Source organism: Arthrobacter sp. KNU-44, assembly GCF_051843155.1.
Classification (GTDB): Bacteria; Actinomycetota; Actinomycetes; order Actinomycetales; family Micrococcaceae; genus Arthrobacter.
Window position 1 is genome coordinate 328,490 of sequence record NZ_JBPXNG010000002.1, and the last position, 24,236, is coordinate 352,725.

General features: G+C 64.2%; 20 protein-coding genes. 11 read left to right on the forward strand and 9 right to left on the reverse strand.

Annotation, left to right across the window (positions count from 1 at the left end):
• Positions 1 to 192: 192 nt before the first annotated feature.
• The 3 genes from ACSVHC_RS02350 to ACSVHC_RS02360 all read right to left on the reverse strand — a co-directional run bounded on the left by ACSVHC_RS02350 (position 193) and on the right by ACSVHC_RS02360 (position 3,863).
• Positions 193 to 1,428: a DUF4192 domain-containing protein gene (locus ACSVHC_RS02350; protein WP_439180566.1), complete on the reverse strand. Its 1,236-nt coding sequence runs from the start codon at positions 1,426 to 1,428 to the stop codon at positions 193 to 195.
• 102 nt (positions 1,429 to 1,530) lie between these two features.
• Positions 1,531 to 2,889, reverse strand: a complete 1,359-nt coding sequence (locus tag ACSVHC_RS02355; protein ID WP_439180567.1) for an MFS transporter — start codon at positions 2,887 to 2,889, stop codon at positions 1,531 to 1,533.
• 35 nt (positions 2,890 to 2,924) lie between these two features.
• Positions 2,925 to 3,863, reverse strand: a complete 939-nt coding sequence (locus tag ACSVHC_RS02360) for a proteasome assembly chaperone family protein (protein ID WP_236816974.1) — start codon at positions 3,861 to 3,863, stop codon at positions 2,925 to 2,927.
• 318 nt (positions 3,864 to 4,181) lie between these two features.
• Between ACSVHC_RS02360 and ACSVHC_RS02365 the strand changes: the two genes are divergently transcribed.
• The 5 genes from ACSVHC_RS02365 (at position 4,182) to ACSVHC_RS02385 (ending at position 10,284) form a co-directional block, all read left to right on the forward strand.
• Positions 4,182 to 5,702, forward strand: a complete 1,521-nt coding sequence (locus tag ACSVHC_RS02365; protein WP_437773230.1) for a leucyl aminopeptidase — start codon at positions 4,182 to 4,184, stop codon at positions 5,700 to 5,702.
• Between the two features lie 236 nt (positions 5,703 to 5,938).
• On the forward strand, positions 5,939 to 7,321 hold the full coding sequence (lpdA, locus tag ACSVHC_RS02370; RefSeq protein WP_439180568.1) for a dihydrolipoyl dehydrogenase: 1,383 nt from the start codon (positions 5,939 to 5,941) through the stop codon (positions 7,319 to 7,321).
• A gap of 107 nt (positions 7,322 to 7,428) precedes the next feature.
• Positions 7,429 to 9,165 (forward strand): 2-oxoglutarate dehydrogenase, E2 component, dihydrolipoamide succinyltransferase, encoded by a 1,737-nt coding sequence (gene sucB / locus ACSVHC_RS02375; protein ID WP_437773228.1) that lies wholly within the window; start codon positions 7,429 to 7,431, stop codon positions 9,163 to 9,165.
• Positions 9,166 to 9,289: 124 nt separating this feature from the next.
• Positions 9,290 to 9,643: a hypothetical protein gene (locus ACSVHC_RS02380; protein ID WP_059389121.1), complete on the forward strand. Its 354-nt coding sequence runs from the start codon at positions 9,290 to 9,292 to the stop codon at positions 9,641 to 9,643.
• Positions 9,644 to 9,855: 212 nt separating this feature from the next.
• Complete coding sequence (locus ACSVHC_RS02385) at positions 9,856 to 10,284, forward strand: OsmC family protein (protein WP_184739048.1); 429 nt, start codon at positions 9,856 to 9,858, stop codon at positions 10,282 to 10,284.
• 76 nt (positions 10,285 to 10,360) lie between these two features.
• Here ACSVHC_RS02385 and ACSVHC_RS02390 read toward each other — a convergent pair whose 3' ends face one another.
• Positions 10,361 to 13,897, reverse strand: a complete 3,537-nt coding sequence (locus ACSVHC_RS02390) for a S41 family peptidase (protein WP_439180569.1) — start codon at positions 13,895 to 13,897, stop codon at positions 10,361 to 10,363.
• Positions 13,898 to 13,980: 83 nt separating this feature from the next.
• Here ACSVHC_RS02390 and ACSVHC_RS02395 point away from each other — a divergent pair, with 83 nt between their 5' ends.
• A complete protein-coding gene (locus ACSVHC_RS02395) occupies positions 13,981 to 14,880 on the forward strand; it encodes a TIGR01777 family oxidoreductase (protein ID WP_437773226.1) in 900 nt (299 codons plus the stop codon).
• 4 nt (positions 14,881 to 14,884) lie between these two features.
• On the opposite strand, the gene ACSVHC_RS02400 is transcribed toward ACSVHC_RS02395, so the two are convergent.
• Positions 14,885 to 16,456 (reverse strand): serine/threonine-protein kinase, encoded by a 1,572-nt coding sequence (locus ACSVHC_RS02400; RefSeq protein ID WP_437773225.1) that lies wholly within the window; start codon positions 16,454 to 16,456, stop codon positions 14,885 to 14,887.
• A 192-nt stretch (positions 16,457 to 16,648) separates the two neighbouring features.
• Between ACSVHC_RS02400 and lipB the strand changes: the two genes are divergently transcribed.
• The 3 genes from lipB (at position 16,649) to ACSVHC_RS02415 (ending at position 19,187) form a co-directional block, all read left to right on the forward strand.
• Entirely contained in the window at positions 16,649 to 17,317 is a 669-nt protein-coding gene (lipB, locus tag ACSVHC_RS02405; protein ID WP_269993404.1) for a lipoyl(octanoyl) transferase LipB, read from the forward strand.
• The gene (gene lipA, locus ACSVHC_RS02410; protein ID WP_437773224.1) at positions 17,314 to 18,333 is read left to right on the forward strand and encodes a lipoyl synthase; all 1,020 of its coding nucleotides are present in this window, start codon (positions 17,314 to 17,316) and stop codon (positions 18,331 to 18,333) included. The genes lipB and lipA overlap by 4 nt, the downstream gene beginning before the upstream one ends.
• Positions 18,334 to 18,422: 89 nt before the next feature.
• A complete protein-coding gene (locus ACSVHC_RS02415) occupies positions 18,423 to 19,187 on the forward strand; it encodes a DUF4191 domain-containing protein (RefSeq protein ID WP_236816957.1) in 765 nt (254 codons plus the stop codon).
• A gap of 65 nt (positions 19,188 to 19,252) precedes the next feature.
• Here ACSVHC_RS02415 and ACSVHC_RS02420 read toward each other — a convergent pair whose 3' ends face one another.
• Positions 19,253 to 19,690 (reverse strand): RDD family protein, encoded by a 438-nt coding sequence (locus ACSVHC_RS02420; RefSeq protein WP_236816955.1) that lies wholly within the window; start codon positions 19,688 to 19,690, stop codon positions 19,253 to 19,255.
• A 319-nt stretch (positions 19,691 to 20,009) separates the two neighbouring features.
• Here ACSVHC_RS02420 and glnA point away from each other — a divergent pair, with 319 nt between their 5' ends.
• Positions 20,010 to 21,434, forward strand: a complete 1,425-nt coding sequence (glnA, locus tag ACSVHC_RS02425; RefSeq protein WP_234753877.1) for a type I glutamate--ammonia ligase — start codon at positions 20,010 to 20,012, stop codon at positions 21,432 to 21,434.
• Positions 21,435 to 21,656: 222 nt separating this feature from the next.
• A complete protein-coding gene (locus ACSVHC_RS02430) occupies positions 21,657 to 21,881 on the forward strand; it encodes a hypothetical protein (protein ID WP_437773223.1) in 225 nt (74 codons plus the stop codon).
• A gap of 94 nt (positions 21,882 to 21,975) precedes the next feature.
• On the opposite strand, the gene ACSVHC_RS02435 is transcribed toward ACSVHC_RS02430, so the two are convergent.
• From ACSVHC_RS02435 to ACSVHC_RS02445, 3 genes are all read right to left on the reverse strand, one after another.
• On the reverse strand, positions 21,976 to 22,140 hold the full coding sequence (locus ACSVHC_RS02435; RefSeq protein ID WP_139359516.1) for a DUF2207 domain-containing protein: 165 nt from the start codon (positions 22,138 to 22,140) through the stop codon (positions 21,976 to 21,978).
• A gap of 92 nt (positions 22,141 to 22,232) precedes the next feature.
• Positions 22,233 to 23,627 (reverse strand): protein kinase domain-containing protein, encoded by a 1,395-nt coding sequence (locus ACSVHC_RS02440; RefSeq protein WP_437773222.1) that lies wholly within the window; start codon positions 23,625 to 23,627, stop codon positions 22,233 to 22,235.
• Between the two features lie 78 nt (positions 23,628 to 23,705).
• Positions 23,706 to 24,227: a GNAT family N-acetyltransferase gene (locus ACSVHC_RS02445; protein ID WP_437773221.1), complete on the reverse strand. Its 522-nt coding sequence runs from the start codon at positions 24,225 to 24,227 to the stop codon at positions 23,706 to 23,708.
• Positions 24,228 to 24,236 lie beyond the last annotated feature (9 nt).

Genomic DNA, 24,236 nt, shown 5'->3' on the forward strand with positions numbered 1-24,236 from the left:
TGGGGGCAACACCACTATGACCCTGTCAAGTCCGTGATCAACATCAAGTGCCATCGCCGACTGCAGAGTCTTTAGGTAAAACTCCCGACGGCGCCTTAATGTTCCCTAGAGTTCAGGGGACGTTCATGGCACTTGAAACACGGACCCAACCGGGTCTCGGCAACCATTGTCTCACGGTTTTGAGTTCCAGGGTCATCCGGCCGCCCCACCGAACTTCCGCCACGCGGAGGACTTGCTTTTGGCCCAGCCGCAGAGCGTTCCGCGCGTCACCAGCTCGGCGAGTAGTTCGGCGAGCCGATAGCCCTGTTGCTCAGCGTCAGCCTGCGAAAGGAGTTCGTGGGCGAACGAACCGCTCCCCCGGCACCACTGAATCCACCCGCGGATCGTGAGCGTTGCGGCGCGCGCCTCCCCACCGCCGTGCCGGGAGAGCGCCGCCAGAACCCGGTCCAGGCTCGTCAACCGCTTCCAGTCGGGGTTCTCCGGGTAAAGGCCCAGGAGTACGTCTCCGTAGCGCATGACGCTGAGATCCGCAGCCTCAGTGGGCTTGCCGGCCACTGGTGCCGTGCCCGCTGTTGGTGCCGGGGGACAGAGCCCGGGCGGAAGGGCCAATGAATCCGCGTCATCGTCCTCATGTTCAAAGAAGCCGAAGGCTTCCGCACCGCCGCAGGCTACAGCTTTCCCGCCAGCCGCCAGGACCACCACGGCGTCGCGCCAGGCAGGAACCCTCAAGCTTGCCCGGAGGAACGCCGCAGCCTCGCCGTCGAATTCCTCCGGACGGCAGGAATCGAGGACCCCCGTCCACACATCCAGCATTTCCTCGAACGACTTCCTGCGCCGCCACCGCAGGAGCAACTCCCCAAGCATGGCGTCTTCCGCACGCATGAATTCGGGATCAAGGACAGGCTGGTCGCCGGGCCCCAACAACCGCGGCGATTTCCTGACGCTGCTCCCCCTGAACACCATTTCCGCGTTGAGCCGGCTGTCCAGGATCTGGTCCACGGGACGCCCGGGAAGGGGACAGCACTCCAGGTCGGTGCAGAATGCGCTTCGCCAGTAATCGGAACCTATGAACCAGGCATCCCGCAACGCCAATCCACCGCGGACCAGGACGGGTTCCAAGGCTTCTAGAAGCGGCATGCCGTGTGCCACGGCGCCGCCATCGTCCCAACCGTTGTCGCTGAAGAATGCCAAAAGCACGCCATCGGCGTCATGGTCAGCTTCCAGGTACTCACCGATCCTCCGTGAGTACGCGGCAAGCACGCGTTCGGATCTCCCGGGCGGAAGGTCCACACGGAGTGTGGCGCCGAGTGTCTGCCCGCACAGCGTGATGGCAACGAGGCTCTCCTTCGGCCAGAGTCCCAAGGCGTGCGGAATGAAGCCGAGGATGTCCTCAGGACGGGAGATGGTCACACGGTTGTCTGCTGTCATGAATCCAGCATTGGCATCAATCGCGGGCGACGGCAGGCCTCAATTGCGGTATGTGGACAAAGGTGTCCGTCAGCGCCTGTGGGGGAACACCGTGAGAGCAGGCTACGGCGTGGAGCTCCGCTGCTTCGCTAAACGTTCGCGGCGCAATTCCACGCGGCGTCGGCGCTGGTTTGCCAGCGATACGAGGAGTGGCGGGACGTGTACCCCCTGTGCCGCCATTTGGCGGCGCACTTTGCGACGGGTCATGAGGATCAGGACCGTACCCACGAGCAGGAACAGGAACTGCACGCTCAATGCGATGCGGAAGGGTGCCAGGCCGTACAGCTCCCCGCCCGAGAAACCGCTCGTGTGGAGGAGGTCGAGGATGAGCCCCACCAAGTAGATCGTCACGAGGGCCGCAACGAAGCCACCCACGTTGACGATGCCGGTGGCGGTGCCGATCCTGTGGGAAGGATTGAATGTCCGGGCAAAATCAAAACCGATCATGGACCCGGGGCCGCCGATGGCCAGGGCAACCACCAACAAGCCAAGCAACCATAGGGGCGCCCTGCTCGGCAACAGCAGCACCGCAGCCCACGCGAGCGCGGTGGCCGCCGTAATCAGGAGGACCATGGCCGAACGCCGCATGGGGTGCCTGGCCACGAAGGTTCCAAACAACGGCCCCACGAGAATGCTGGTGACGACGAAGAGTCCCATCAAGGCGGACACGGTGGCCGGGTTCAGGCCCTGCGCCGATACCAGGAACGGGTAACCCCAGGACATGGCGAAGACGTTGCCGCTGAACTGGACCGTGAAGTGGCACCAGAGTCCCAGGCGCGTCCCGGGCTGCTTCCAGGCACGGGCCAGTGTCACGCCTGTGGCGCGTAGGCCTTGGGCGCTCTCCCGCGGCGGGTGACCCGGCGGAACGTCCCTGAGCAAGGCGAGAACAAGGACGACGGCGAGCGCCGACAACGAGCTCAACGCCAGGAAGGCCGTATTCCAGCCCGCCGAATGAAGGACCAGCGCGAACGGCACCACACTGATGAGCTGGCCCAGCTGGCCCGACATTCCCGTCAGCTGGGTGACGAGCGGAACCCTTGCCGGCGCGAACCAGATCGGCACGAGGCGGATCACGGAGACGAATGTCATGGCGTCACCGGCGCCGACGAGGACGCGGCCGAGCACGCCTGCCGGAACAGCGTCGGCATAAGCCAACTGGAGTTGGCCGAGGCCCATGAGCACAGCACCGCTGGCGATCATGGCACGCGAGCCGAAGCGGTCAACCAGGAGCCCGACCGGTATCTGGAGGCCGGCGTAAACCAGCAGTTGAAGCACCGTGAAGAAGGAAATGGCCGCAGCACTGGCATGGAACCGTTCGGTAGCCTCCAGCCCGGATACACCGAAGGATGTGCGCTGGGCGACCGCCACAAGGTAGGCAAGCACCCCAATCGTCCAAATGAGCCAGGCGCGGGGTGCGTTCACCCTTCCATTATGCCCGGGGCCGCATTAAAGCTGCTTTATGGGCGCGCATCTTTACGTGCGAGATACGCCTCAACCGCCGCGCCCAGGTCCTCGGCGTTGGGCAGTTCGTCATTCTCGTCGGCGAGCAGGGAACGGCGGACTGTCCCCTCGGCCTTGTCGTCATAGCGGGACTCCAGCTTCGAAACCACCTGCTGGACGTCCTCGGATGCTTCCACCTGTTCGGCGATCTGCCTGCCCACTTCCCTGCCTGCCTCGCGAAGCCGGTCCGTCGGCAGCATCAGGGAGGTGGCCGCACCGAGGTATTCGAGTCCTGCGACCGCTGCCGGCGGGTACTCGGCATCGGCGAGGTAGTGCGGGACGTGGATGACGTACCCGGCGACTTTCCGCCCCGCCTCGACCAGCCGCAACTCGAGGATGTGGCCGACGGCCGCAGGAACCTCGACAGTCGGCTTCCACGTGGAAATGCCCTCGATGAGTTCCGGGCGGTTACCGTGCACCGTGACACCAACCGGCCGGGTGTGCGGAACAGGCATGGGGATGGAGTGGATCCAGGTCACCAGGTTGACGTCCAGTTTTTCCACAATCCCGACGACGGCGCGCGCGAAACGCTCCCATTGGAGATCCGGTTCAAAACCGGCAAGCAGGAGGAACGGCTCGCCCAAGCCGTCATTAAGCTTGTAAAGCGCCAGTTGAGGGGCTTTGTAGTCCTCCAAATGGTCTTCGACAAAGCTGATGTGGGGACGGCGCGTGCGGTAGTCAATGAGCTGGTCGGCGTCGAACACAGCCACGGTTTCGACTTCGAGCGTATCCAGTAGTTCCCGGTTAATCTGCTGGACCACGTGACCGGCATCAGCGAATCCGGTGAAGCCCATCAGCATGTTGAGGCCCCTGATATCCGGGCTGTGGAAGAGCTCGATGTTGCTCGCATAGAGCGACTCAGGGTCAAGGAGTGAGCCGGAAATCCGTTCAAACACGGCATGTTCCTTTCGCAGTTTCAAATTCTTGGAGGAGCAGGCGGCTGCACGCCGCAGCAGACGCCTCGGCGGCCGGCCACGCTCTATGTACTGGTACAACGCCCCGGACCGGCCGCGCATTCCTGTCGGCCAATGTGCCGCAACTCTCATTTAATTGCTTTCCCCCGCAACAGACAGACTACGATCGAGACGTGCCGCCGTGTGCGGACCCAAGCAACCACCGACGTTGTCACAAGCGGACAACCGAGGGGTACCAGGGCCGGGCGCCTAACATGCAGCCCGGCCAAGCCATGCAGAGAGAGATGAGGACAAATCCTCGTGGTGAAGACTACAGACATCACCCTTGGCACTATTGCCAAGGACCTGAAGAAGGCGCCCAGCGACGCACTCGTGATAGCCGTGGGTCAGGGGGAAGACGGGCCAATACTGCTCGGGAACCCGCTGGGCGCGAAGGCCGCGGAAACACTCGCAGCTTCATTGGGCCTCCTCGGCATCACGGGAGCACCCGATCAGGTACACCGTCTGCCGGGTCTTCCGGAGACCGGTTCGGGCGTCCTCGTCCTGGCAGGTGTCGGCAAGGTCGCCGACGACGCCCTCCTCGCCGAGGAAACCCTGCGCCGGACTGCGGGATCCGCCGTCCGCCAATTGGCCGGTTTGTCCTCCGTGACCCTGGCCCTCCCGACGGCCTCCCTCGCCGACGTCGCGGCCGTCGCCGAAGGCGCCGTGCTGGGTTCCTATTCCTATACGGAGCACCGCTCCACCAAGGACGGCCTCAAAGATCCGGTCGGCAAGGTCCTGATCCACACGGCGTTTGACGGCAAGGACGTCCAGCCCGCGCTCGATCGGGCACTTCTCGTGGGACGCGCGGTCAACGCCACCCGCACACTCGTCAACCAGCCTCCGAGCCACCTTTACCCGGAGTCCTTTGCCGAAGCTGCCAGGGAACTCTCCAAGGGACTGCCCGTCAAGGTCACCGTGTGGGACGAGAAACGCCTCGAAAAGGACGGTTTCGGCGGAATCCTGGGCGTTGGCAAGGGTTCAACCCGCCAGCCGCGCCTCGTCAAGGTGGAGTACGCCCCGGCCAAGGCCACCAAGAAGATCGCGCTTGTCGGCAAGGGCATCACCTTTGACACGGGCGGCATTTCCATCAAGCCTGCCCTCGGCATGGGCGACATGAAGAGCGACATGGCGGGCGCCGCCGTCGTACTTAATACCGTCCTAGCCGTCGCGGGGCTTGGGTTGCCCGTCAAGGTGACCGCATGGCTCTGCATCGCTGAGAACATGCCCTCCGGCGCTGCACAGCGCCCGGCGGACGTCCTCACCGTGTACGGCGGCAAGACGGTCGAGGTCCTCAACACCGACGCCGAGGGACGCCTGGTCATGGCGGACGGAATCGTCGCGGCCAGCCTCGAGCAGCCGGACGCCATCATCGATGTCGCGACCCTGACGGGGGCCCAGCTGATCGCCCTCGGCAACCGCACTGCCGGCGTCATGGGTTCCGACGCCGTCACGGGCGCCCTCAAGTCCGCTGCGGACCGCGCAGGCGAACTCGTCTGGCCGATGCCGTTGCCGGAAGAACTGCGCGCCAGCCTCGACTCGCAGGTGGCGGACATCGCCAACATCGGCGAACGCCACGGCGGAATGATGACCGCGGCCGTGTTCCTGCGCGAGTTCGTCGGCAAGGACGCCGGGGGCAAGCAGATCCCCTGGGCACACGTCGACATCGCCGGGCCGTCCTTCAACAACGGCAGCCCCTACGGCTACACGCCCAAGCAAGGCACCGGCTGCACTGTCCGGACGCTGCTCGCCTACGTCGAAGACGTGCTGGCCACGGCCTAAGCAGGTCCCCAAGTGGGGCCGGTCCATGACCGGCCCCACGGCCCGACGTGAGTCTGGCCACAAGCGCCCCACAAATGCCTCGGCAGGGTGGAGCATGGATAAGTGGTTCGCTAAGGTGAACCACGGTAGTCACAAATGCAAGAGAACTTTCGGTGCTGGCATAATCGCGGCAGTACAAGTTCCAAGACCAGATGACGCGTAGTCGCGTGTCATCGCTCACGCGAGGGAGCGTCCTAGTGGCCGATCAGGCAACTGCGCAAGAATTCGACATCCTGGTACTCGGTGGCGGCAGCGGCGGCTACGCCACGGCTCTGCGTGCCGTTCAGCTTGGTTTCACCGTTGGCCTCGTCGAGAAGGGAAAGCTCGGCGGCACCTGCCTTCACAACGGGTGTATCCCCACCAAGGCCCTGCTGCACTCGGCGGAACTGGCCGACCACGCACGCGATTCCGCCAAGTACGGCGTCAACGTCACGTTGGACAGCATCGACATCACGGCCGTGAACGCCTACAAGGACGGAATCGTCGCCGGTAAGTACAAGGGCCTGCAGGGACTCATCAAGTCCAGGGGCATCACGGTTATCGAAGGCGAAGGCAAGCTGCAGGGCACCGACACCGTCGTCGTGAACGGCACAGCCTACAAGGGCAAGAACATCGTCCTGGCCACGGGTTCCTACTCCCGGTCCCTGCCCGGCCTGGAAATCGGCGGCCGCGTCATCACGTCCGATGAAGCGCTGACCATGGACTACATCCCCAAGAGCGTCATCGTCCTCGGCGGCGGCGTCATCGGCGTCGAATTCGCTTCCGTGTGGAAGTCCTTCGGCGTCGACGTCACGATCGTCGAAGGCCTCCCCTCCCTCGTTCCCAACGAAGACACCGCCATCGTGAAGAACCTTGAGCGCGCCTTCAAGAAGCGCGGCATCAAGTTCAGCACCGGCGTCTTCTTCCAGGGCGTCGAGCAGGACGACAACGGCGTGAAGGTCACCCTGGTTGACGGCCAGACCTTCGAAGCCGATCTCCTCCTGGTTGCCGTGGGCCGTGGCCCCGTCACCGCCAACCTTGGTTACGAAGAAGCAGGTATCACCCTCGACCGCGGCTTCGTCATCACCAACGAGCGCCTGCACACCGGCGTCGGCAACGTCTACGCCGTCGGCGACATCGTCCCCGGCGTCCAGTTGGCCCACCGCGGGTACCAGCAGGGCATCTTCGTCGCCGAAGAGATCGCAGGCCTGAACCCAGTGGTCGTCGAAGACGTGAACGTCCCGAAGGTCACCTTCTGCGAACCCGAAATCGCCACCGTTGGCTACACCGAAAAGGGCGCCAAGGAGAAGTTCGGCGAGGACCAGGTCCAGACCCAGGAATACAACCTGGCCGGCAACGGCAAGAGCTCCATCCTGGGCACGGGCGGCATCGTTAAGGTTGTCCGCCAGAAGGACGGCCCGGTTGTCGGTATCCACATGATCGGTTCCCGGATGGGCGAGCAGATCGGCGAAGCACAGCTGATCGTCAACTGGGAAGCCCACCCGGAGGACGTGGCGCAGTTCATCCACGCACACCCGACGCAGAACGAGACCCTGGGCGAAGTCCACCTCGCAATGGCCGGCAAGCCGCTCCACGGCTAAGTCTTTACGCAAGACACCCGGTCCTGCGCCCGCACGAACTGCGGGCGCAGGACCCCAGCAGGCAACACTCATCCGCACTAAAGATCAATAAGGAGAACGGGGACGACATGTCTGAATCCGTTAACTTGCCCGCCCTTGGTGAAAGCGTCACCGAAGGCACCGTCACTCGCTGGCTCAAGCAGGTTGGTGACCGAGTGGAAGTCGACGAGCCCCTGCTCGAAGTTTCCACCGACAAGGTAGACACCGAAATCCCGTCTCCTATTGCCGGCATCATCGAAGAAATTCTCGTGGCTGAAGACGAGACCGCCGAAGTCGGCGCTCCCCTGGTCCGGATCGGCAGCGGCAGCAACGGCGCTGCAGCGCCCGCCGCCGCACCTGCGGAAGAAGCACCGGCAGCCCCCGCACCTGAAGCAGCACCAGCGCCTGAAGCAGCACCGGCTCCCGCAGCCGAAGAAGCCGCAGCCCCCGCCGCAGCATCCGGCGAGGCATCGGGTCACGACGTGACTCTCCCCGCCTTGGGTGAAAGCGTCACCGAAGGCACCGTCACCCGCTGGCTCAAGGCCGTCGGCGACACCGTCGAGGTGGACGAACCGCTCCTCGAGGTCTCCACGGACAAGGTCGACACCGAGATCCCCTCCCCCGTGGCCGGCATTTTGCTCGAGATCCGCGTCAACGAAGACGACACCGCTGAAGTCGGTTCCGTTCTTGCCGTCATCGGCTCGGGCGCTCCCGCCGCAGCAGCGCCTGCACCCGCAGCAGCACCGGCACCCGTAGCAGCAGCGCCCGCAGCAGCGGCACCCGTTGTTGAATCCGTACCCGCGCCGGCAGCCCCGGCACCCGCAGCCGCCGCACCGGCAGCGCCGGCACCGGCAGCCCCGGCACCGGTTGCCGCACCCGCATCCTCTTCGAACGAGTCCGGCTACGTCACCCCCCTCGTCCGCAAGCTGGCCAACCAGAGCGGTGTCGACATCACCACCGTGACGGGCACCGGCGTCGGCGGCCGTATCCGGAAGCAGGACGTGCTTGCCGCGGCCGACGCCAAGAAGGCAGCAGCCGCTGCTCCGGCCCCGGCGTCCGCAGCTCCCGCCAAGCCTGCTCCGGCCCCCGTGGCGGCCTCCTCGCTCCGCGGTACCGTCGAAAAGGCTCCGCGCATCCGCCAGGTCATCGCCCGCCGCATGCGCGAGTCCCTCGAAACCTCGACGCAGCTGACCCAGGTGCACGAGGTCGACATGACCAAGATCGCCAAGCTCCGCCTCAAGGCCAAGGGCTCCTTCGAGGCCCAGAACGGCGTCAAGCTGACGTTCCTGCCGTTCATCGCCAAGGCCGTGGCCGAAGCCTTGAAGCAGCACCCCAAGCTGAACGCCGCGTACGACGAAGCCAAGCAGGAAATCACCTACCACAACGCGGAACACCTCGCGATTGCGGTGGACACCGACAAGGGCCTGCTGGTCCCGGTCATTTCCGACGCCGGCAACCTGAACCTTGCCGGCCTGGCCAGCAAGATCGCCGATGTCGCCGGCCGTACGCGCCAAGGGAAGATCGGTCCGGACGAGCTGTCCGGCGGTACCTTCAGCATCACCAACATCGGGTCCGTCGGAGCGTTGTTCGACACGCCGATCATCAACCAGCCCCAGGTGGGCATCCTGGGGACCGGCGCGATCGTCAAGCGTCCGGTTGTCGTTGCCGACGAGAACGGTGACGACTCGATCGCCATCCGCTCCATGATGTACCTGTCCCTCACGTACGATCACCGCCTGGTTGACGGTGCCGACGCCGGCCGCTTCCTGCAGACCCTCAGGGCCCGCCTTGAGGAAGGTTCCTTCGAAGCCGACCTGGGCCTCTGATTCCAGTTATCGCGTGACGGGAAGGTCCCGACGGGAAACCGCCGGGACCTTCCCGTTTTTCATGCCCGGATATTACCCCGTGGCTTTGCTACGGCTCGTAGAAGATTCTGGATAAGCTGGAGCCATGACTATCCTCTTCAACGTCCTGCTGTTCTTGCACATCGTCGGCGCAGCCATGATTGTGGGCTACTGGATCGCCACCATGAAGCAGCCGACTGTCCACCCGCGCCAGCGGGATGGTGCCTTCGTGCAGCTGATCACGGGTATTGCGATGATGGGAATCCTGCCCATGCTGCCCAATGCCGACCCTAACTACTTCAAGCTCGGCATCAAGTTCGCGATCGGTCTCGCAGTGGCCGTGCTCGCCGTCATCGGCTCGCGCAAGGTCAAGAAGGGCGAACCGGTCTCGACGGGCCTGGCCCACGGCGTCGGAGGCCTGGGATTGCTCAACATCGCCATCGCCACGATCTGGCAGTGACCGGCGAATACACGCTGGCCTGAGCAAACAGCGCGGCCGCCTGGACATTCGTCCGGCGGCCGTTGCCGCTTAAACCGTCGCTTCTCAAACAGGGGCAGTCACAATCCTCTGAGAGCGGACAAGCGGTGCGCCGCCGCCGTCGAATCCCTAGGATTGAACCCGGCGGCAACCGGTATCCGGATGCCAATTCGCAACGACGCTGAGGAGTGGACATGGCTACAACACGCACCGCACACACCGTATGGAACGGCAACCTGATCGAAGGCGCCGGCAACACCACGCTGGACAGCTCAGGACTGGGGACCTTCAACGTCACCTGGAAGGCCCGCGCGGAGTCCGCGGAAGGCAAGACCAGCCCCGAAGAACTGATTGCCGCAGCACACTCGGCATGCTTCTCGATGGCATTCAGCAACGGCGTGGCCGGTGCGGGCTTCACGCCGGAAGAGGTCAACACCAAGGCCGACGTCACTTTCCAGCCGGGCGAGGGCATCACGGGCATCCACTTGACCGTGAGCGCACGCATCCCCGGTGTCTCCGAAGAAGAATTCCAGCGCCTCGCCGAGGACGCCAAGGTCAACTGCCCGGTATCCCAGGCACTCCGGGCAACTCCGATCACGCTGGATGCCACGCTCGCTTCCTAGCGGCAAAACATCAAAAGCAACGAAGTCCCCGCCTTTCCTTCCGGAAGGGCGGGGACTTCGTTTTGCAGGCCTTGAGCTAGCCCTTTTGCGGCCTCGCGGGCAAGGCAGCGGGGCGGACCTTGCTGTACCCTTCACGAAGCGGCGGCCGGTCCGTGGGTAGTTCCTGGACCATTTCCTTGAGCGCGCCGATCCCGTACTCCAGCTGGGGATCGGTGCCGGCCGCATAGGCGTGGGGCGGGAACACCACTTCGATGTCAGGCTCAACCCCGAAGTTCTCCACGCTCCAGCCGATGCCGCCGGAGAACCACGTGGCATAGCGCGGCTGGGTCACGCCGGTGCCGTCAGCCAGGGAAAAACGGTTGTCGATGCCCACGACGCCGCCCCAAGTGCGGGTGCCGATGACCGGGCCGATGCCGCGGAGTTTGGACACCTGGGTGATGATGTCGCCGTCTGAACCCGCGAATTCGTCGGTCAGGATGATGACAGGGCCGCGCGGTGCGTGATGCGGGTAGGTACGCGGCTTTTCGCCGCGGGGCATGCTCCAGCCGGTGACCTTGCGTCCGATGAGTTCCGCCACGAGCTGCGAGGTGTGGCCGCCACGGTTCCGCCGCACGTCGACAATCAACCCGTCCAGCGCGGTCTCGGTATCGAGGTCCCGGTGAAGCTGCGCCCAGCCGTTGGCCATCATGTCCGGGACATGCAGGTAGCCGAACTTTCCGTCCGAGGCCTCGCGCACGGTGCGCCTGTTGGCGTGCACCCATTCCTGGTACCGCAAGCGTTCCTCGTCCTTCACCGGAACCACGGCGATCCGCCGCTGCTGGCCGGCCGCCTCGCCGTGCCCGCCGCCATTCAAGATCGTGAGTTCCACCGTCCGGCCCGCTGCGCCCACCAGCTGTTTGGCTGGAGTACGGTCCGCGGAGAGCCCGACGCCGTCGATCGCCAGGACAACGTCGCCTACCTTCGCGTCGGCTCCCGGCCGAGTCAGCGGCGAGTTGGCCAGCGGGTCGGAAGTGTCTCCCGCGAGGATGCGCGTGATCTCCCAACCGGCCTCCGTGAGCTTGAGGTCGGCACCGAGCCTTCCCTGTCCATTGCTCCCGGGTTCGCCCACCGCCGCCGGACGCACGTAAGCGTGGGAAGTGCCTAGCTCACCGTGCAGTTCCCACAGAAGGTCCACCAGGTCGTCGTGCGAGCCCAGGCGTTCGACGACCGGACGGTACCGTCGGTGCACCGAATCCCAGTCCTGGCCGGCCATGTCTTCGGTCCAGAAGAAGTCCCGCTGCAGTCGCCACGCTTCATCGAATGCCTGTCCCCACACAGCCAACGGATCCATGACCACCCGGATCCGGTTCAGCTCAACCTTGACCAGCTCGCCCGATTCTTCCTCAACCTTGGCGTCGGACGGTACGGCGATAACCTGCTTGTCGTTGACGAAGACCAGTTTCCTGCCGTCTCCGGACAATCGGTAGCGCTCAACCGCGGACGCGAGTGTGACCTGCTTTTGCTTCGAAAGCTCGTAGCGGACCAGCGCCGGAGCAGGTGCCTTGTCCTGCACCGTGCCGCGGCCATCTCCCGTGACGCCTGAGAGCGGGGTGTCGAGCCACAGCAGTGCGCCGTTGGAGGCCGAAAGGGCCGAGTAGTTGCCCTGCGGCACGGGGACGCCGATGACGCGCAACGGCAGCCCTTCGCGGTCCACGTGGACCTTGACGTCGGTCCCGGCGCCATTCCCCGGACCATCCTTCGCGCCGTTCTTCCCGCCGTTCTTCCCTTCGGGTACAGCGTCCGCTTCGTCGTCGTCCAGCAGGTCCACTACCGGGCCGAAAGGCGAAGGAGTGGCCGCAGCTAGCGCCACGAGGTACGGCTTGATGGGGCTCGGGAAAGACAAGTCGAAGGCATGGCCGTCGTAGACGGGATCGAAGCTGCGGTTCGAGAGGAACGCCAGGAATTTGCCATCGGGAGTGAAGGCCGGCGATTCGTCGCAGAAGCGGCCATCGGTGACCTCCACGATGTCTTCCGGGTTGGCAGTGCCGACCATGCGTAACTTGCTCCGCGACCCGAAGGACGTCACAGGCTCGGACCATGCGAGCCACTGTGAGTCCGGCGACCATGCGAGGCCCTCGATGCTGCCGTCCCCTACGCTGACAAGCAGCGACAAAGTGCCACTGGCAGTGTCGGCCAGGTAGACGTCCCCGAATGCGGTACCCACTGCAAGCCACCGGCCATCGGGACTGGCTTCGAGGGCGCTTGGACGGGCTGCCTTGGGGAAATCGATCCTCAGGAAGTCGAGCCGTGACTCCTCGGCTCCGCCCCTCGCGGAGTTGACCGGGACAGCTACGGCGTCCGCGGACGCCGTAGCGGGCTCCGCGTGCGGTTCCGGCAGCCGAACCGCGGACGTCGCAGGCTGTCCCGCAATGGCCGATGCCGGGACCGGGCGGGGCAATTGTCCGGCGCCGTCCTCTTCAGCTTCGCGTGGCGCGGGTCCAGCGTCCTGGACTGGCGCCTCGACGGCAGGCCGCGAAAAACGCGGGGCAATCCTCTTGATGTACAGGGAATCGACGCCGTCGTGGTCCGCTACGTAGGCGATACGCCCGTCAACAAGGGGGCGGGCAAGCCTTGCCCGCACGCCCGGGGTCGCTTCCACCACGCGGGACGGTCCGTCTTTGTGGCGCAGCCAGTGGATGGTTCCGTGGGATTCCACCGCGCTGGCCGAACCTGCTGCGTTGGGGAAGACGTCGCCCAAGTGGGCGGCGGCTTTGAGGGGTGATGGGCGGCGCGACTGGGGTGCCGAGCCCAGCGAGATGTCCACCCGCGCGGCCTCGGCATCGGCTTCGAGCGTCGGCAGGATCCACAACTCGCCCGCCGATTCAAAGATGACCCGCTTGCCGTCGCTGGCAGCGTGCCGGACGTAGAAGTCCTCGTGATCGGTATGCCGGCGAAGATCCGAACCATCCGGCTGTACTGAATAGAGATTTCCGTATCCCTCGTGGTCTGAGAGGAAGGCGATCCGTCCGCCTACCCACAGCGGGTCCGCGAGGTTCCCGTCGAGCCCGGGAAGCAAGCGGGCGAACTCGCCGTTCCCGTCGGCGTCGATCCACAGTTTTCCGGCGGTACCGCCGCGGTACCTCTTCCACCAGGCAGGCTCACGGGAAAGCACGCTAGCAACGACAACGGGACGCTCGTCCCCCACTTCCGGGCCGAACGCCACCGATTCGACCGGGCCGAAGGGAAGCTCGACGGCGGGGCCGCCATCGAATGGCAAGGCGTACGCATGCGTGTGCCGCCCCTCAGCCTGTTCGAAAGCCGTGGTCACCACAATGTCGCCTGTGGAAGTGAAACCCTTGACTCGGGTGGTGCTGTGGCCGAAGTAGCTCAACTGCCGGTACCCGCCGCCGTCGACCTCTGCTGTCACCACCTCGGGAGCGGTCCCGACGATCGTCGTCCAGACGAGCCGCTTGCCGTCCGGGGTGAAGCGGGGATTGCGTGCAGGGAGCTGCTGGGCCGAAATCCGCCACGCGCGGCCTCCGGCCACGGGCGCAATCCAAACGTCGTCTTCGGCCACGAAAGTGATCAAATCACCGTGCAAATGCGGGAAACGGAAGTAGCTGGAGGAGGTCATTGTTCGATCATAGTCAACGGAGAAGCGAGCCCTTTGAGGCCTGCCGTAATGCCGAAGTGATGCTTGCCATGATGAGATGGGGCATGCGAATCGTGATATCGGGTGCTTCAGGATTCATTGGAACCGCGCTCTCCGCGCATCTCCTCGGCAGTGGGCACGAGGTCGTCCGGCTCGTCCGCCGTGCGCCCGCAGGAGCCGGCGAGGCATATTGGGATCCGGCCGCGGGTCAATTGGATGAGGCGGTACTCGACGGTATAGACGCCGTGGTCAACCTCTCCGGGGCGGGCATCGGGGAGCGCCGCTGGACCAAAGCACGCGTGCGGGACATCATCGACTCACGCTTGCGGACAACAAAAACGCTCACTGCGGCGATGGGACGGCTGGGAACTCCGCCCGGAACCTTCCTGAGCCAGTCGGCCTCCGGCTACTACGGCTCATCCCGCGCCGGCCTGCTCCGGGAAGACTCGGGACCGGGCAAAGGCATGTTGGCCGGCCTATGCGTCGATTGGGAGGCCGCCGCCCACACGGCACCTGCCGGCGTACGAGTGGTGACGCCGCGTACCGGTGTGGTCCTCAGCCCTGACGGCGGAGCATTGGGGCCGCTCCTTCCGTTGTTGAAGATGGGCGTGGGCGGACCGCTCGGAAACGGTCGGCAATATTGGCCGTGGATTTCCCTCGTGGACGTAGTGTCAGCCTTCGAATACCTGCTCAACTCGTCGCTCGAAGGTCCCGTCAATGTGTGCGCCCCGGAAAGCGCCGACGTCAACGCCATCGTCGCCCAACTGGCGGCGGCCCTGCACAGGCCGGCGTTCCTACGCGTACCTGCCCCCGCGCTGCGGCTCGCCCTCGGCAGCCATCTGGCAGAAGAACTTGTCCTTGCCAACCAGCGCATGGAACCGGCACGGCTGATGGACTCGGGCTTTGCCTGGCAGCACCCTGCGCTGGTGGACGCCGCCCGATGGGTTGCAAGCGGCGGCAAATGATCGCCTAAGACTTGGCCAGGATCTCCGCGATCCTCCACGCATCCCCGCTACGCAGGAGAACCACCCTGAGTTCCTGTGGTGCTCCGCGGGGACGCGCTCCGACTACCTTCCCTGAGGCGTCCCGTTCTTCATAGGCGCACGTTTCCACCGTGACATTGACTGTTGCCCGGTGCGGGCCGGAAGGGCTCTCCATGCTCACGCCGGTCAAGGTCGTGGAAAAGCCGGCGAGAACCAAGCCGGCGCCGATCAATTCGTCCCTGAGCTTCCCATCCGAGGCGGCGGCCGCCGAGCCCTGCACATTGACGTGATCCAGGAGTTCGAACTTGCCGGAACTCAACGCCGTGTCCCGGATCGCCGACAGTCCCCTGATGGCTTCCTCTGGCTTTGGGGATCGGATCCGGCCCCACAGCCCAGCAGGAAGCTCTGCCGCCGCTGGGACTTCGTCGAGGACTGTGTGGGGTGCCGAAGCGGAGGCCTCGGCACCCGGTCCCCGATCGCCGGTCCACCACCCTGTGCCAGCCAACCACGCCGCGGCTACTGATCCGGCGCCCACGATTATCCCGACGGCGCGCACTGCGGACGCCGCCCGCCGTCCTAAGGAAAGCGGCGCAACCGCCCTCCTGTGTCTGCGTCCCGCTCCCCGACGGCGGAAGCTGGAAAGCGCTGCGATGCGGGCTTGCTTTGAGCGAGGACCGGAAGCCCGACGCCGGGTCATCAGTTCCGGAACAACAGCCGCGTGCACCGAAGCCGAAAGGTCCACGGCTTCCGGCGCGGCGCTCCGGTAGACTGCGACACCCAATTCGGCCGCGGAGGGCCGCTGTTGTCCATCCGGATGAAGCCCGGCCTCGATGGCAACGGCCAGGGCGGTGGGGACCGCGGGTACCAGGAGTGTCAGGGGCGGCCGGCGTGCCGCAGTGTCCGGAGCAGAACCGGTGAGGCAATACCAGCCAAGGGCAGCGAGGGCGTAGGTATCCTGCTGCGGCTGGAGTTCTGCGCTCCGCCGGACAACCGGATCGGGATCCACGAATCCGGGAGTTCCGGACTCCGGGACCCCGGAGGCGTCCCCCACCACGCGGGAAATGCCCATGTCCGACAGGAGCGGCTTCCCTTGGGCAGTGAAGAGCACATTGCCGGGCGAAACATCGGAATGTGTCATGCCTTGGCGATGCAGATAGGCCAATGCCTGCGCGAGCGGCGTCAGGATAGTCACCGTCTCGCCCACGCCAAGACGCCCCCTGCTGGACACCAACTGCCCGAGGGATCCTCCGGGGGCGTAGTCCATGACCACGCCCAAGCCGCCGTCGAAGGAGCCGGCCAGCTCAACGACGCCGTGGACCTTGACGAGGTGTTCGTGGTCCAGCCGGGACAGAAGCCGCACCTCGCGGAGCACGGATGACTTCGCTTCGCCCGGACTCACCGTCGCCGGCCTCCGGCCAAGGCATTTCACGGCGAACTTGCTCCGCGACCGCTGCTCCGTTGCGAGCCACACCGTGGCGCTCCCGCCGCGCCCCAGCTCACGGACCGGAACAAAGCCTGGGATCAAAGGTTCGGCAGGTTCGATCCCCTGGGAAGGCATGTCCCCCTTTTGGTCCCGACCACTCTCGCCGGGCGAAAAAGTCTCCATGCCTCAACAAATACCGGAAATCGCGGATTGCCGCAGAAGTTATCCACAGGCCCGGGGCCCGCGGCCCCGCAAGCAGGCCGAGTACGACTGAGAGCTTGGCCACAAAATCATGGCGTGCGCCCCGCGGGGTCTAAGCTTGTCCCCATGACTCTTGAGTTTTCACAGCTGGGTCTTGCCCCGGATTTCGTTGACTACATGCAGGGCTGGGATATCCAGCGCGAACTCCACAACAAGGTTGTTGCCGGCGAGAAACCGAGCACCGTCCTGCTCCTTGAACATGCCGCGGTGTACACGGCTGGCAAGCTCACGGAGGACCACGAGCGACCGTTTGACGGAACGCCCGTCGTACCGGTGGACCGTGGCGGCAAATTGACCTGGCACGGACCGGGACAGCTCATTGCCTACCCCATCCTCAAGTTGAAGAACCGCGCCGGGATCCGTGACTACGTCGAGCGCCTCGAAGCCGTCATGATCGCGATCATGGAGGACTACGGGATCAAAGCCACGCGGGTCAAGGGCCGGGCCGGAGTCTGGGTCCTCGCCGACGACAAGGGCCCGGACCGCAAGATTGCGGCAATCGGCATCCGTGTCCTCGACGGCGTCACCATGCACGGCGTGGCCATCAACTGCAGCAACGATCTCGCTCCCTACGCGCAGATCATCGCGTGCGGCATCACCGACGCCAGCGTCACCACCATGTCCATTGAGACCGGCAGGACCATCAACCCGGCCGATATTGCCGAGCGCTTCATCGAAGAGTTCCGCAAGCACGAAGAAGCACTCGTATCCAGCCCCGAAGGAGCACTCCAGTGACCCTGGCACCTGAAGGCCGTAAGCTGCTGCGCGTTGAACAGCGCAACAAAGCCGTCCCGGTCGAACGCAAACCCGAGTGGATCAAGGCCAAGGTCCAGATGGGCCCGGAATTCGTGGGCCTGAAGAACCTCGTGAAAAAAGAAGGCCTGCACACCGTCTGCGAGGAAGCGGGCTGCCCGAACATCTTCGAGTGCTGGGAAGACAAGGAAGCGACCTTCCTGATCGGCGGCTCCGAATGCACCCGCCGCTGCGACTTCTGCCAGATCGACACCGGCAAACCCTCCCCCGTGGACATGTTCGAACCCACCAAGGTCGCCCGCTCCGTCCAGGCCATGGCCCTGCGCTACGCCACCGTCACCGGCGTTGCCCGCGATGACCTGGAAGACGAAGGCGTCTGGCTCTACGCCGAAACCGTCCGCAAGATCCACGAACTGAACCCCGGCACCGGCGTCGAACTGCTCATCCCCGACTTCTCCGGCAAACCCGAACACATCCAAGCGATCTGCGACTCCGCCCCCGAGGTCTTCGCGCACAACGTCGAAACCGTGCCCCGGATCTTCAAACGCATCCGCCCCGCGTTCCGCTACGACCGCTCCCTGGACGTCATCACCCAGGGCCGGGCCGCCGGCATGGTCACCAAATCCAACCTGATCCTGGGCATGGGCGAAACCCGCGAAGAGATCTCCGAAGCCCTGGCCGACCTGCACGCCGCGGGCTGCGACCTGATCACCATCACCCAGTACCTGCGCCCCTCCGAACGGCACCTGCCCGTGGACCGCTGGGTCAAACCCCAGGAATTCGTCGACCTCGCCACCGAAGCCGAGGAAATCGGCTTCCTCGGCGTCATGTCCGGCCCCCTGGTCCGCTCCTCCTACCGCGCCGGACGCCTCTGGGCCACCGCGATGCGCAAAAAAGGCCGCGAAATCCCCGCCCACCTGGCCCACATCGCCGAAGGCATCCAGGACTCCGGCACCACCCGCCAGGAAGCCCGCACCCTCCTCGCACACCACGCATAGCACGTCGGCCAAAGCACGGTCAAAGGACCGGACCCCGGACAAATCCGGCGTCCGGTCCTTTGGCATAAATCACGTAGAATTAAGGCACTATGGCGAAATCCCCTGATCCCAGCAACTCGACAACATCGGCTGCCGACGCTCCCAAACGCGGCTTGTTTTCCCGCAAGCCCAAGGAAGCCAAGGCCAAGAAGCCGAGCCAGCTGAAGCAGATCGGCGAGGTCTTCAAGATGACCCGCCGCAATGACCCCATCGTCGTGTGGCTCATGCTTCTGGCGTTCCTTGGCGTCATTGCTGTCAGCCTCGTCGTCGGGCTCCTCCTGAACAACTGGGTCACAGGCCTGATCATCGGCATCCCCTTGGGCCTGCTGGCAGCTGTCTTCATCCTGTCGCGCCGCGCGGAACGTGCGGCCTTCGCACAGATTGAGAACCAGCCCGGAGCTTCCGGTGCGGCTTTGGGGACGCTGCGCCGCGGCTGGATCACCGAGGATCAGCCGGTCGCCGTCAACCCGCGCACCCAGGACGCTGTCTTCCGCGCCATCGGCCGTCCCGGCGTCGTGCTGGTCAGCGAAGGACCGTCGCACCGCGTCAAGCCCCTGGTTGACGCCGAGCGCAAGAAGCTCGCACGTATCCTGCCGAACGTCACCATTCACGTGATCGAAAGCGGCCGTGGCGAAGGCCAGGTACCCATCAGCCAGATCGCAAAGACCATGAACAAATACAAGAACGAGCTCACCAAGGTTGAGGTCGGTGCTGTCAGCAAGCGGATCTCTTCGCTAGGCAACCGCCTGCCGATCCCCAAGGGCATCGACCCCTACAAGGCACGGCCTGACCGCAAGGCCGCACGCGGACGCTAACCAACACGAAAGCCGCCCGTTCCTGGAATCTCCGGGAGCGGGCGGCTTTTTGTCTGCGTAGAAGGTTACATCCGAATGAGGATTGTGTTCATGGCTCTGTCATGGAGTCCGCGCTGGTCGGGATCGAAAACAACCGCGGGAATCACCAGGCACAGGAGGATCGTCCTGACCAAGGCAGCCAAGGGTCCTGCCTGCGCTCCCCCGAGCCGTACTACGTGGATGCCGGCAACCCGGTGTCCGATGCTATAGCCCAGCGTGCCGATGAGAAGGATCTGCTCCACGGCAAACACGGCAAGCGTCGCCCACTGGTTGCCGCCGAAGGCAAAGTTGCTGATCACCAGGGCAATAACCCAGTCAATGCAGATTGCCAGGATGCGACGGCCGGCCCGGGCCATCGAGCCGGGGCCGGATTCCGGCAGGCCGAGCCGTGCTCCCGGGTACTTGGAGATTCCGGACGTGTCCGGCCCTGTGAGCCATGAACCAATATCTTTACGATCAACCACGCTTCAAGCTTACGGCTTCACCATCGCACGCCCGACGGCGAGAGGTTTCGCCGGTGGGATGTCAGCTGTGTTCACAAGGAAACAGACACACAGGCGTAAGACATAGACTGGCACTGCAGTAGACCAGTAGCGTTTACACGGCAGGCAGTTCTGTAACCTGCTCGAAACAATACCGACACTCCGGGGAAATCCCATTTCCCTATGGTTGGAGAAGTTGCTAGCCGCCGCATCAGGGATACTTTTTTGTTTCCCTGCTTTCGGTTTGCGCTGGACCAGACGGCCCTAGGGGCCTGTTACCTGTTATGCGTTAGGAGCATAGATGTTCAAGACTGCGGACGAAGTCCTCAAGTTCATCAAAGACGAAGATGTCAAATTCGTCGATATCCGCTTCACCGATCTTCCGGGCGTCCAGCAGCACTTCAATGTGCCGGCCAAGAGCGTTGACGCTGACTTCTTTGTCAACGGCCAGCTCTTTGACGGATCTTCCATCCGCGGTTTCCAGGGCATCGCCGAGTCCGACATGCAGCTCATCCCGGACGTCACCACGGCCTTCATCGACGCCTTCCGCATCGAGAAGACCCTCGCGCTGAACTTCTCCATCGTGAACCCGCGCACGGGAGACCCGTACCACCGGGACCCGCGCGGCGTTGCCGAAAAGGCCGAAGCGTACCTGGCCTCCACCGGCATTGCGGACACGGCATTCTTTGCTCCCGAAGCTGAGTTCTACGTCTTCGACAACGTCCAGTTCGAATCCTCCCCCCAGGGTTCCTTCTACAAGGTCGACTCGATTGAAGCACCTTGGAACACGAGCCGCGAAGAAGAAGGCGGAAACCTCGGTTACAAGACCCCCTTCAAGGGCGGTTACTTCCCGGTATCCCCGGTTGACCACCAGGCCGACCTCCGCGACGCCATGTGCCTCGCCTTGGACGAAGCAGGCCTCGAAGTCGAGCGCTCGCACCACGAAGTCGGCGCCGCAGGCCAGGCTGAGATCAACTACAAGTTCACCACTCTGGTGCACGCTGCCGACGACCTGCAGAAGTTCAAGTACGTCATCAAGAACACCGCGTGGGAATACGGCAAGTCCGTAACCTTCATGCCGAAGCCGATTTTCGGTGACAACGGCTCGGGCATGCACTGCCACCAGTCCCTCTGGAGCAACGGCGACCCGCTGTTCTACGACGAGAAGGGCTACGCTGGCCTGTCCGACACCGCGCGCTGGTACATTGGCGGCCTGTTGAAGCACTCCTCTGCTGTGCTCGCCTTCACCAACCCGACGGTCAACTCCTACCGCCGCCTGGTCAAGGGCTTCGAAGCTCCGGTCAACATGGTCTACTCGCAGGGCAACCGCTCCGCCGGCATCCGCATCCCGATCACGGGCTCCAACCCGAAGGCCAAGCGCATCGAGTTCCGCGCTCCGGACGCCGCGTCCAACCCGTACCTGGCGTTCTCCGCCCAGCTCATGGCTGGCATCGACGGCATCCGCAACCGCATCGAGCCCCCGGCTCCGATCGACAAGGACCTGTACGAACTGCCCGCCGAGGAAGCCAAGGACATCCCCAAGGCTCCGGGCTCCCTTGAGGAAGCCCTCGAGGCACTGCGCGAGGACAACGAGTTCCTGCAGGCCGGCGGCGTCTTCACCCAGGACCTGATCGACACCTGGATCGAGTACAAGTACGAGTACGAGATCCGTCCGCTGTCGCTGCGCCCGAACCCCTACGAGTTCGAGCTCTACTACGGCGTCTAGCAAGATCGCAGGGCTAAGACGCCCTGAGCGCAAAGCGCCCCCGCCCCTTCACCGGGCGAGGGGCGCTTCCGCTTTTAACGGCAGCCTCACCACCGGATGGTCGCTTCCGGCCGTTGAAGGTTTGAGGCTCCCAGCCTCTGCAAAGGAGAATTTGATCCGGTTTTGACGCAAGCGGGTCAGGATCAATAAATGAGGCTTTGGAAAAGACCCATAGTGCACGCAATGGCTGCCCTCGCAGTCGTCCTCTTGGGCGCCGCAGGCGCATCAGGAGTTGACCGGATGGCAGCAGCCAACCTACCTGCCCCTGCTTCGATCGGCTCGTCAGTTCTCGCGGCAGACGGACAGCCACCCCTGCGTCGCCTCGTCCTCCGCGGCCTCGCCGAAGGGTCGCTTCCCGGAGGCCTTCCGTACGACGAAGTCCGGGAAGAAACGTACAACGAGAAATGAATTCCCGCACAAAAACAAGAACGGCCGTGTCCGCTAAGACACAGCCGTCCTTTGGTAAAGGCCCCGGATCGCCGGGGCCGGACCCCCAATTTTCCTACACCCGCCGGCGCCCGCTAATCAACCTGAAGAGGAAGACGATAATCGCCAAGACGATCAGTATCGGGGCGATCCAAAGAAGGAATCCCAGGGCCTTGACAGTTCCGCCAATGATAAAGAAAACGATCGCGATGACCGCGACGATTCCGAGGATGACATTCATGATGTACCTTCCGTTTCAGTCGTAAACATTTTGATGATTGCCTTTATCGCTGTGCAAACCTCAGCAACCTTACTGTAAGTAGACTTACTAATCTAATCGACATCGGCCGACGCGCGCACGCCTTGTGCCGAAAGCCGGCTTTCGAGCCGAAGTTCCAGGTCGTTCATGACTACCGCGGCCAGGTCCCGGAGAGTGTCGATCTCCGCCGCGGACATCTTTCGCGGAGCGAAGTCGAGGATGCACAGGGTCCCCAAGTTGTGGCCCTCGCGGGTACGCAGCGGGGCTCCCGCGTAGAAGCCGAGTCCGAACTCCCCCGCCACCAGCGGGTTCGATAGCGCGCGGGGATCCTCCGGGGCGTTCTCGACAACCCAGGTCCCTCCCTGAAGGATGGCCGAGGCGCAGAGACCGGGGTCCCTGTCGATCTGTTCCACCGCAGTTCCGTGGTGGGACTTGAACCAAATCCGGTCATGGTCCACGACGCTGACGATTGCTATGGGAACATCGAAAAGCCGGGCCGCCAGTGCAGTAATCCTGTCGAAGGCGCCGTCCGGCGGCGTATCGAGGATTTGATATCGGTGCACCGCCGCCATTCTCTCGGCCTCGTCCGCCGGAATGATGGAAGCGTCTACTTTATGCTTGCCCCGGCCGGAATGGGCGTGCTCATACAGCGCCTCGGATATGTCCCGCGCTGTCGGTCGGGCTTGGGGATCGGCCGCCGTCATCGCGCCTAAGAGGGTCCGCCAGAACTCGTTAAGGTCGGCGGGGATCGGCGGGTCCTGGATCAGCCGGGCAAGCGCGCTTTGCAGGGGATCCCCGGGGAAAGCGAGCCGCCCTGTAAGGCACTCCAGCAGCACCAGGCCGAGGGAATACACGTCACTGGCTGGGCCCACAGGCTCGGAACGCGCCTGCTCCGGGCTCAAGTATGCCGCCGTCCCGAAGACGCCGCCATCAGGCCCCTGGGGGGCTTCCGAGATCAGTGCGATGCCAAAGTCCGTCAGCTTCGCCCGCATCCGCGCGGAGTCCTGGTTGTAGTCGAAGAGCATGATGTTGCTTGGCTTCACATCCCTGTGAATGACGCCACTGCGATGGATGTAGTCCAAGGCGTCCGCGAGATCATGACCAAGCAGGGCCGCGTCTCGCGAAGCAACGGGACCGTCGGCCAGCCGCTGTTTCAAGTCCGCCCCTTGAACCAGCTCCATCACCAGGTAAACCTTGGGTTCTCCGGACCCTTCCCGGTCGACTCCGGCGTCAAGGAGGGTCACCAGGCCGTGATGACTCATGCGGGCGAGGATGCCCACCTCATCGTCCAGAGGGACGGGCCCCGCTGCAGCTGCGGGCCTGTTGATGATCTTGACCGCGACGTCGCGCCCTAGATACTCATCCGAGGCCCGGTAGACGGTGGCCATGGAGCCGGAGGCGATGCGCTCCTGCACACGGTACCTGCCGCCAAGGAGAGTATCTGCAGGGCCTTCGTCCGGTCTATTCATTCAGTAAGCTTACTTTCTCCCTGAGCGAGAGATGCATCACGGTGACTCTGCCGGGCAAACACCTCGAAGGACGCCCGGCTAGTCGCCGAACCCCCGGTACATGGTGCATTGCGGACCGGCGGAACCACCCAAGTATTTGCCCGTCTGCAGAAAACCCGCTTTTGCGTAGGCAGCCTTGGCGGCCGGATTGCGTTCGTTGACGGAGAGCACGACGCCGTCCTGCCCGCCACCCAGCCTCGCTGTCAGCTTGAGCGCTTCCCGGGCAGCAGCTGCAGCCGATAGGGAGCCCAGGCCCCTTCCCTGTCGCGCCTGGTCGATCAGGAACCCACGCAGGAGCCAGGCGGAATCGTCGTCGTCCCATCCCGCCAAGGTCGCGGCACCTGACTGCAAGGTGAAAACTCCGACGGCGGCACCGGCCGCTTCGATCACGTACGGCCAGCGGCTTTCGTCTTCGAGGCCCATGAGCATCATCTTGAACGGGTCGCCGACGAAATCTTCCTGCCCCGCGGCCAATTCCATCTCCGCGACGTCGCCGAGCTTGATGGTGCGGGCATCGTCGTCGAGATCCTTCAGCGGAATGAGCCACACGGTTTCGAGCATCCTTCGAGC

Excerpts from the sequence above, each read along its gene's own strand:
- ACSVHC_RS02350 (WP_439180566.1), bottom strand. The coding sequence starts at position 1,428 with ATGACAGCAGACAACCGTGTGACCATCTCCCGTCCTGAGGACATCCTC.
- sucB (WP_437773228.1), top strand. The coding sequence starts at position 7,429 with ATGTCTGAATCCGTTAACTTGCCCGCCCTTGGTGAAAGCGTCACCGAA.
- ACSVHC_RS02380 (WP_059389121.1), top strand. The coding sequence starts at position 9,290 with ATGACTATCCTCTTCAACGTCCTGCTGTTCTTGCACATCGTCGGCGCA.
- ACSVHC_RS02385 (WP_184739048.1), top strand. The coding sequence starts at position 9,856 with ATGGCTACAACACGCACCGCACACACCGTATGGAACGGCAACCTGATC.
- ACSVHC_RS02390 (WP_439180569.1), bottom strand. The coding sequence starts at position 13,897 with ATGACCTCCTCCAGCTACTTCCGTTTCCCGCATTTGCACGGTGATTTG.
- ACSVHC_RS02395 (WP_437773226.1), top strand. The coding sequence starts at position 13,981 with ATGCGAATCGTGATATCGGGTGCTTCAGGATTCATTGGAACCGCGCTC.
- ACSVHC_RS02400 (WP_437773225.1), bottom strand. The coding sequence starts at position 16,456 with ATGCCTTCCCAGGGGATCGAACCTGCCGAACCTTTGATCCCAGGCTTT.
- lipB (WP_269993404.1), top strand. The coding sequence starts at position 16,649 with ATGACTCTTGAGTTTTCACAGCTGGGTCTTGCCCCGGATTTCGTTGAC.
- ACSVHC_RS02415 (WP_236816957.1), top strand. The coding sequence starts at position 18,423 with ATGGCGAAATCCCCTGATCCCAGCAACTCGACAACATCGGCTGCCGAC.
- glnA (WP_234753877.1), top strand. The coding sequence starts at position 20,010 with ATGTTCAAGACTGCGGACGAAGTCCTCAAGTTCATCAAAGACGAAGAT.
- ACSVHC_RS02430 (WP_437773223.1), top strand. The coding sequence starts at position 21,657 with ATGGCTGCCCTCGCAGTCGTCCTCTTGGGCGCCGCAGGCGCATCAGGA.
- ACSVHC_RS02435 (WP_139359516.1), bottom strand. The coding sequence starts at position 22,140 with ATGAATGTCATCCTCGGAATCGTCGCGGTCATCGCGATCGTTTTCTTT.
- ACSVHC_RS02440 (WP_437773222.1), bottom strand. The coding sequence starts at position 23,627 with ATGAATAGACCGGACGAAGGCCCTGCAGATACTCTCCTTGGCGGCAGG.
- ACSVHC_RS02445 (WP_437773221.1), bottom strand. The coding sequence starts at position 24,227 with ATGCTCGAAACCGTGTGGCTCATTCCGCTGAAGGATCTCGACGACGAT.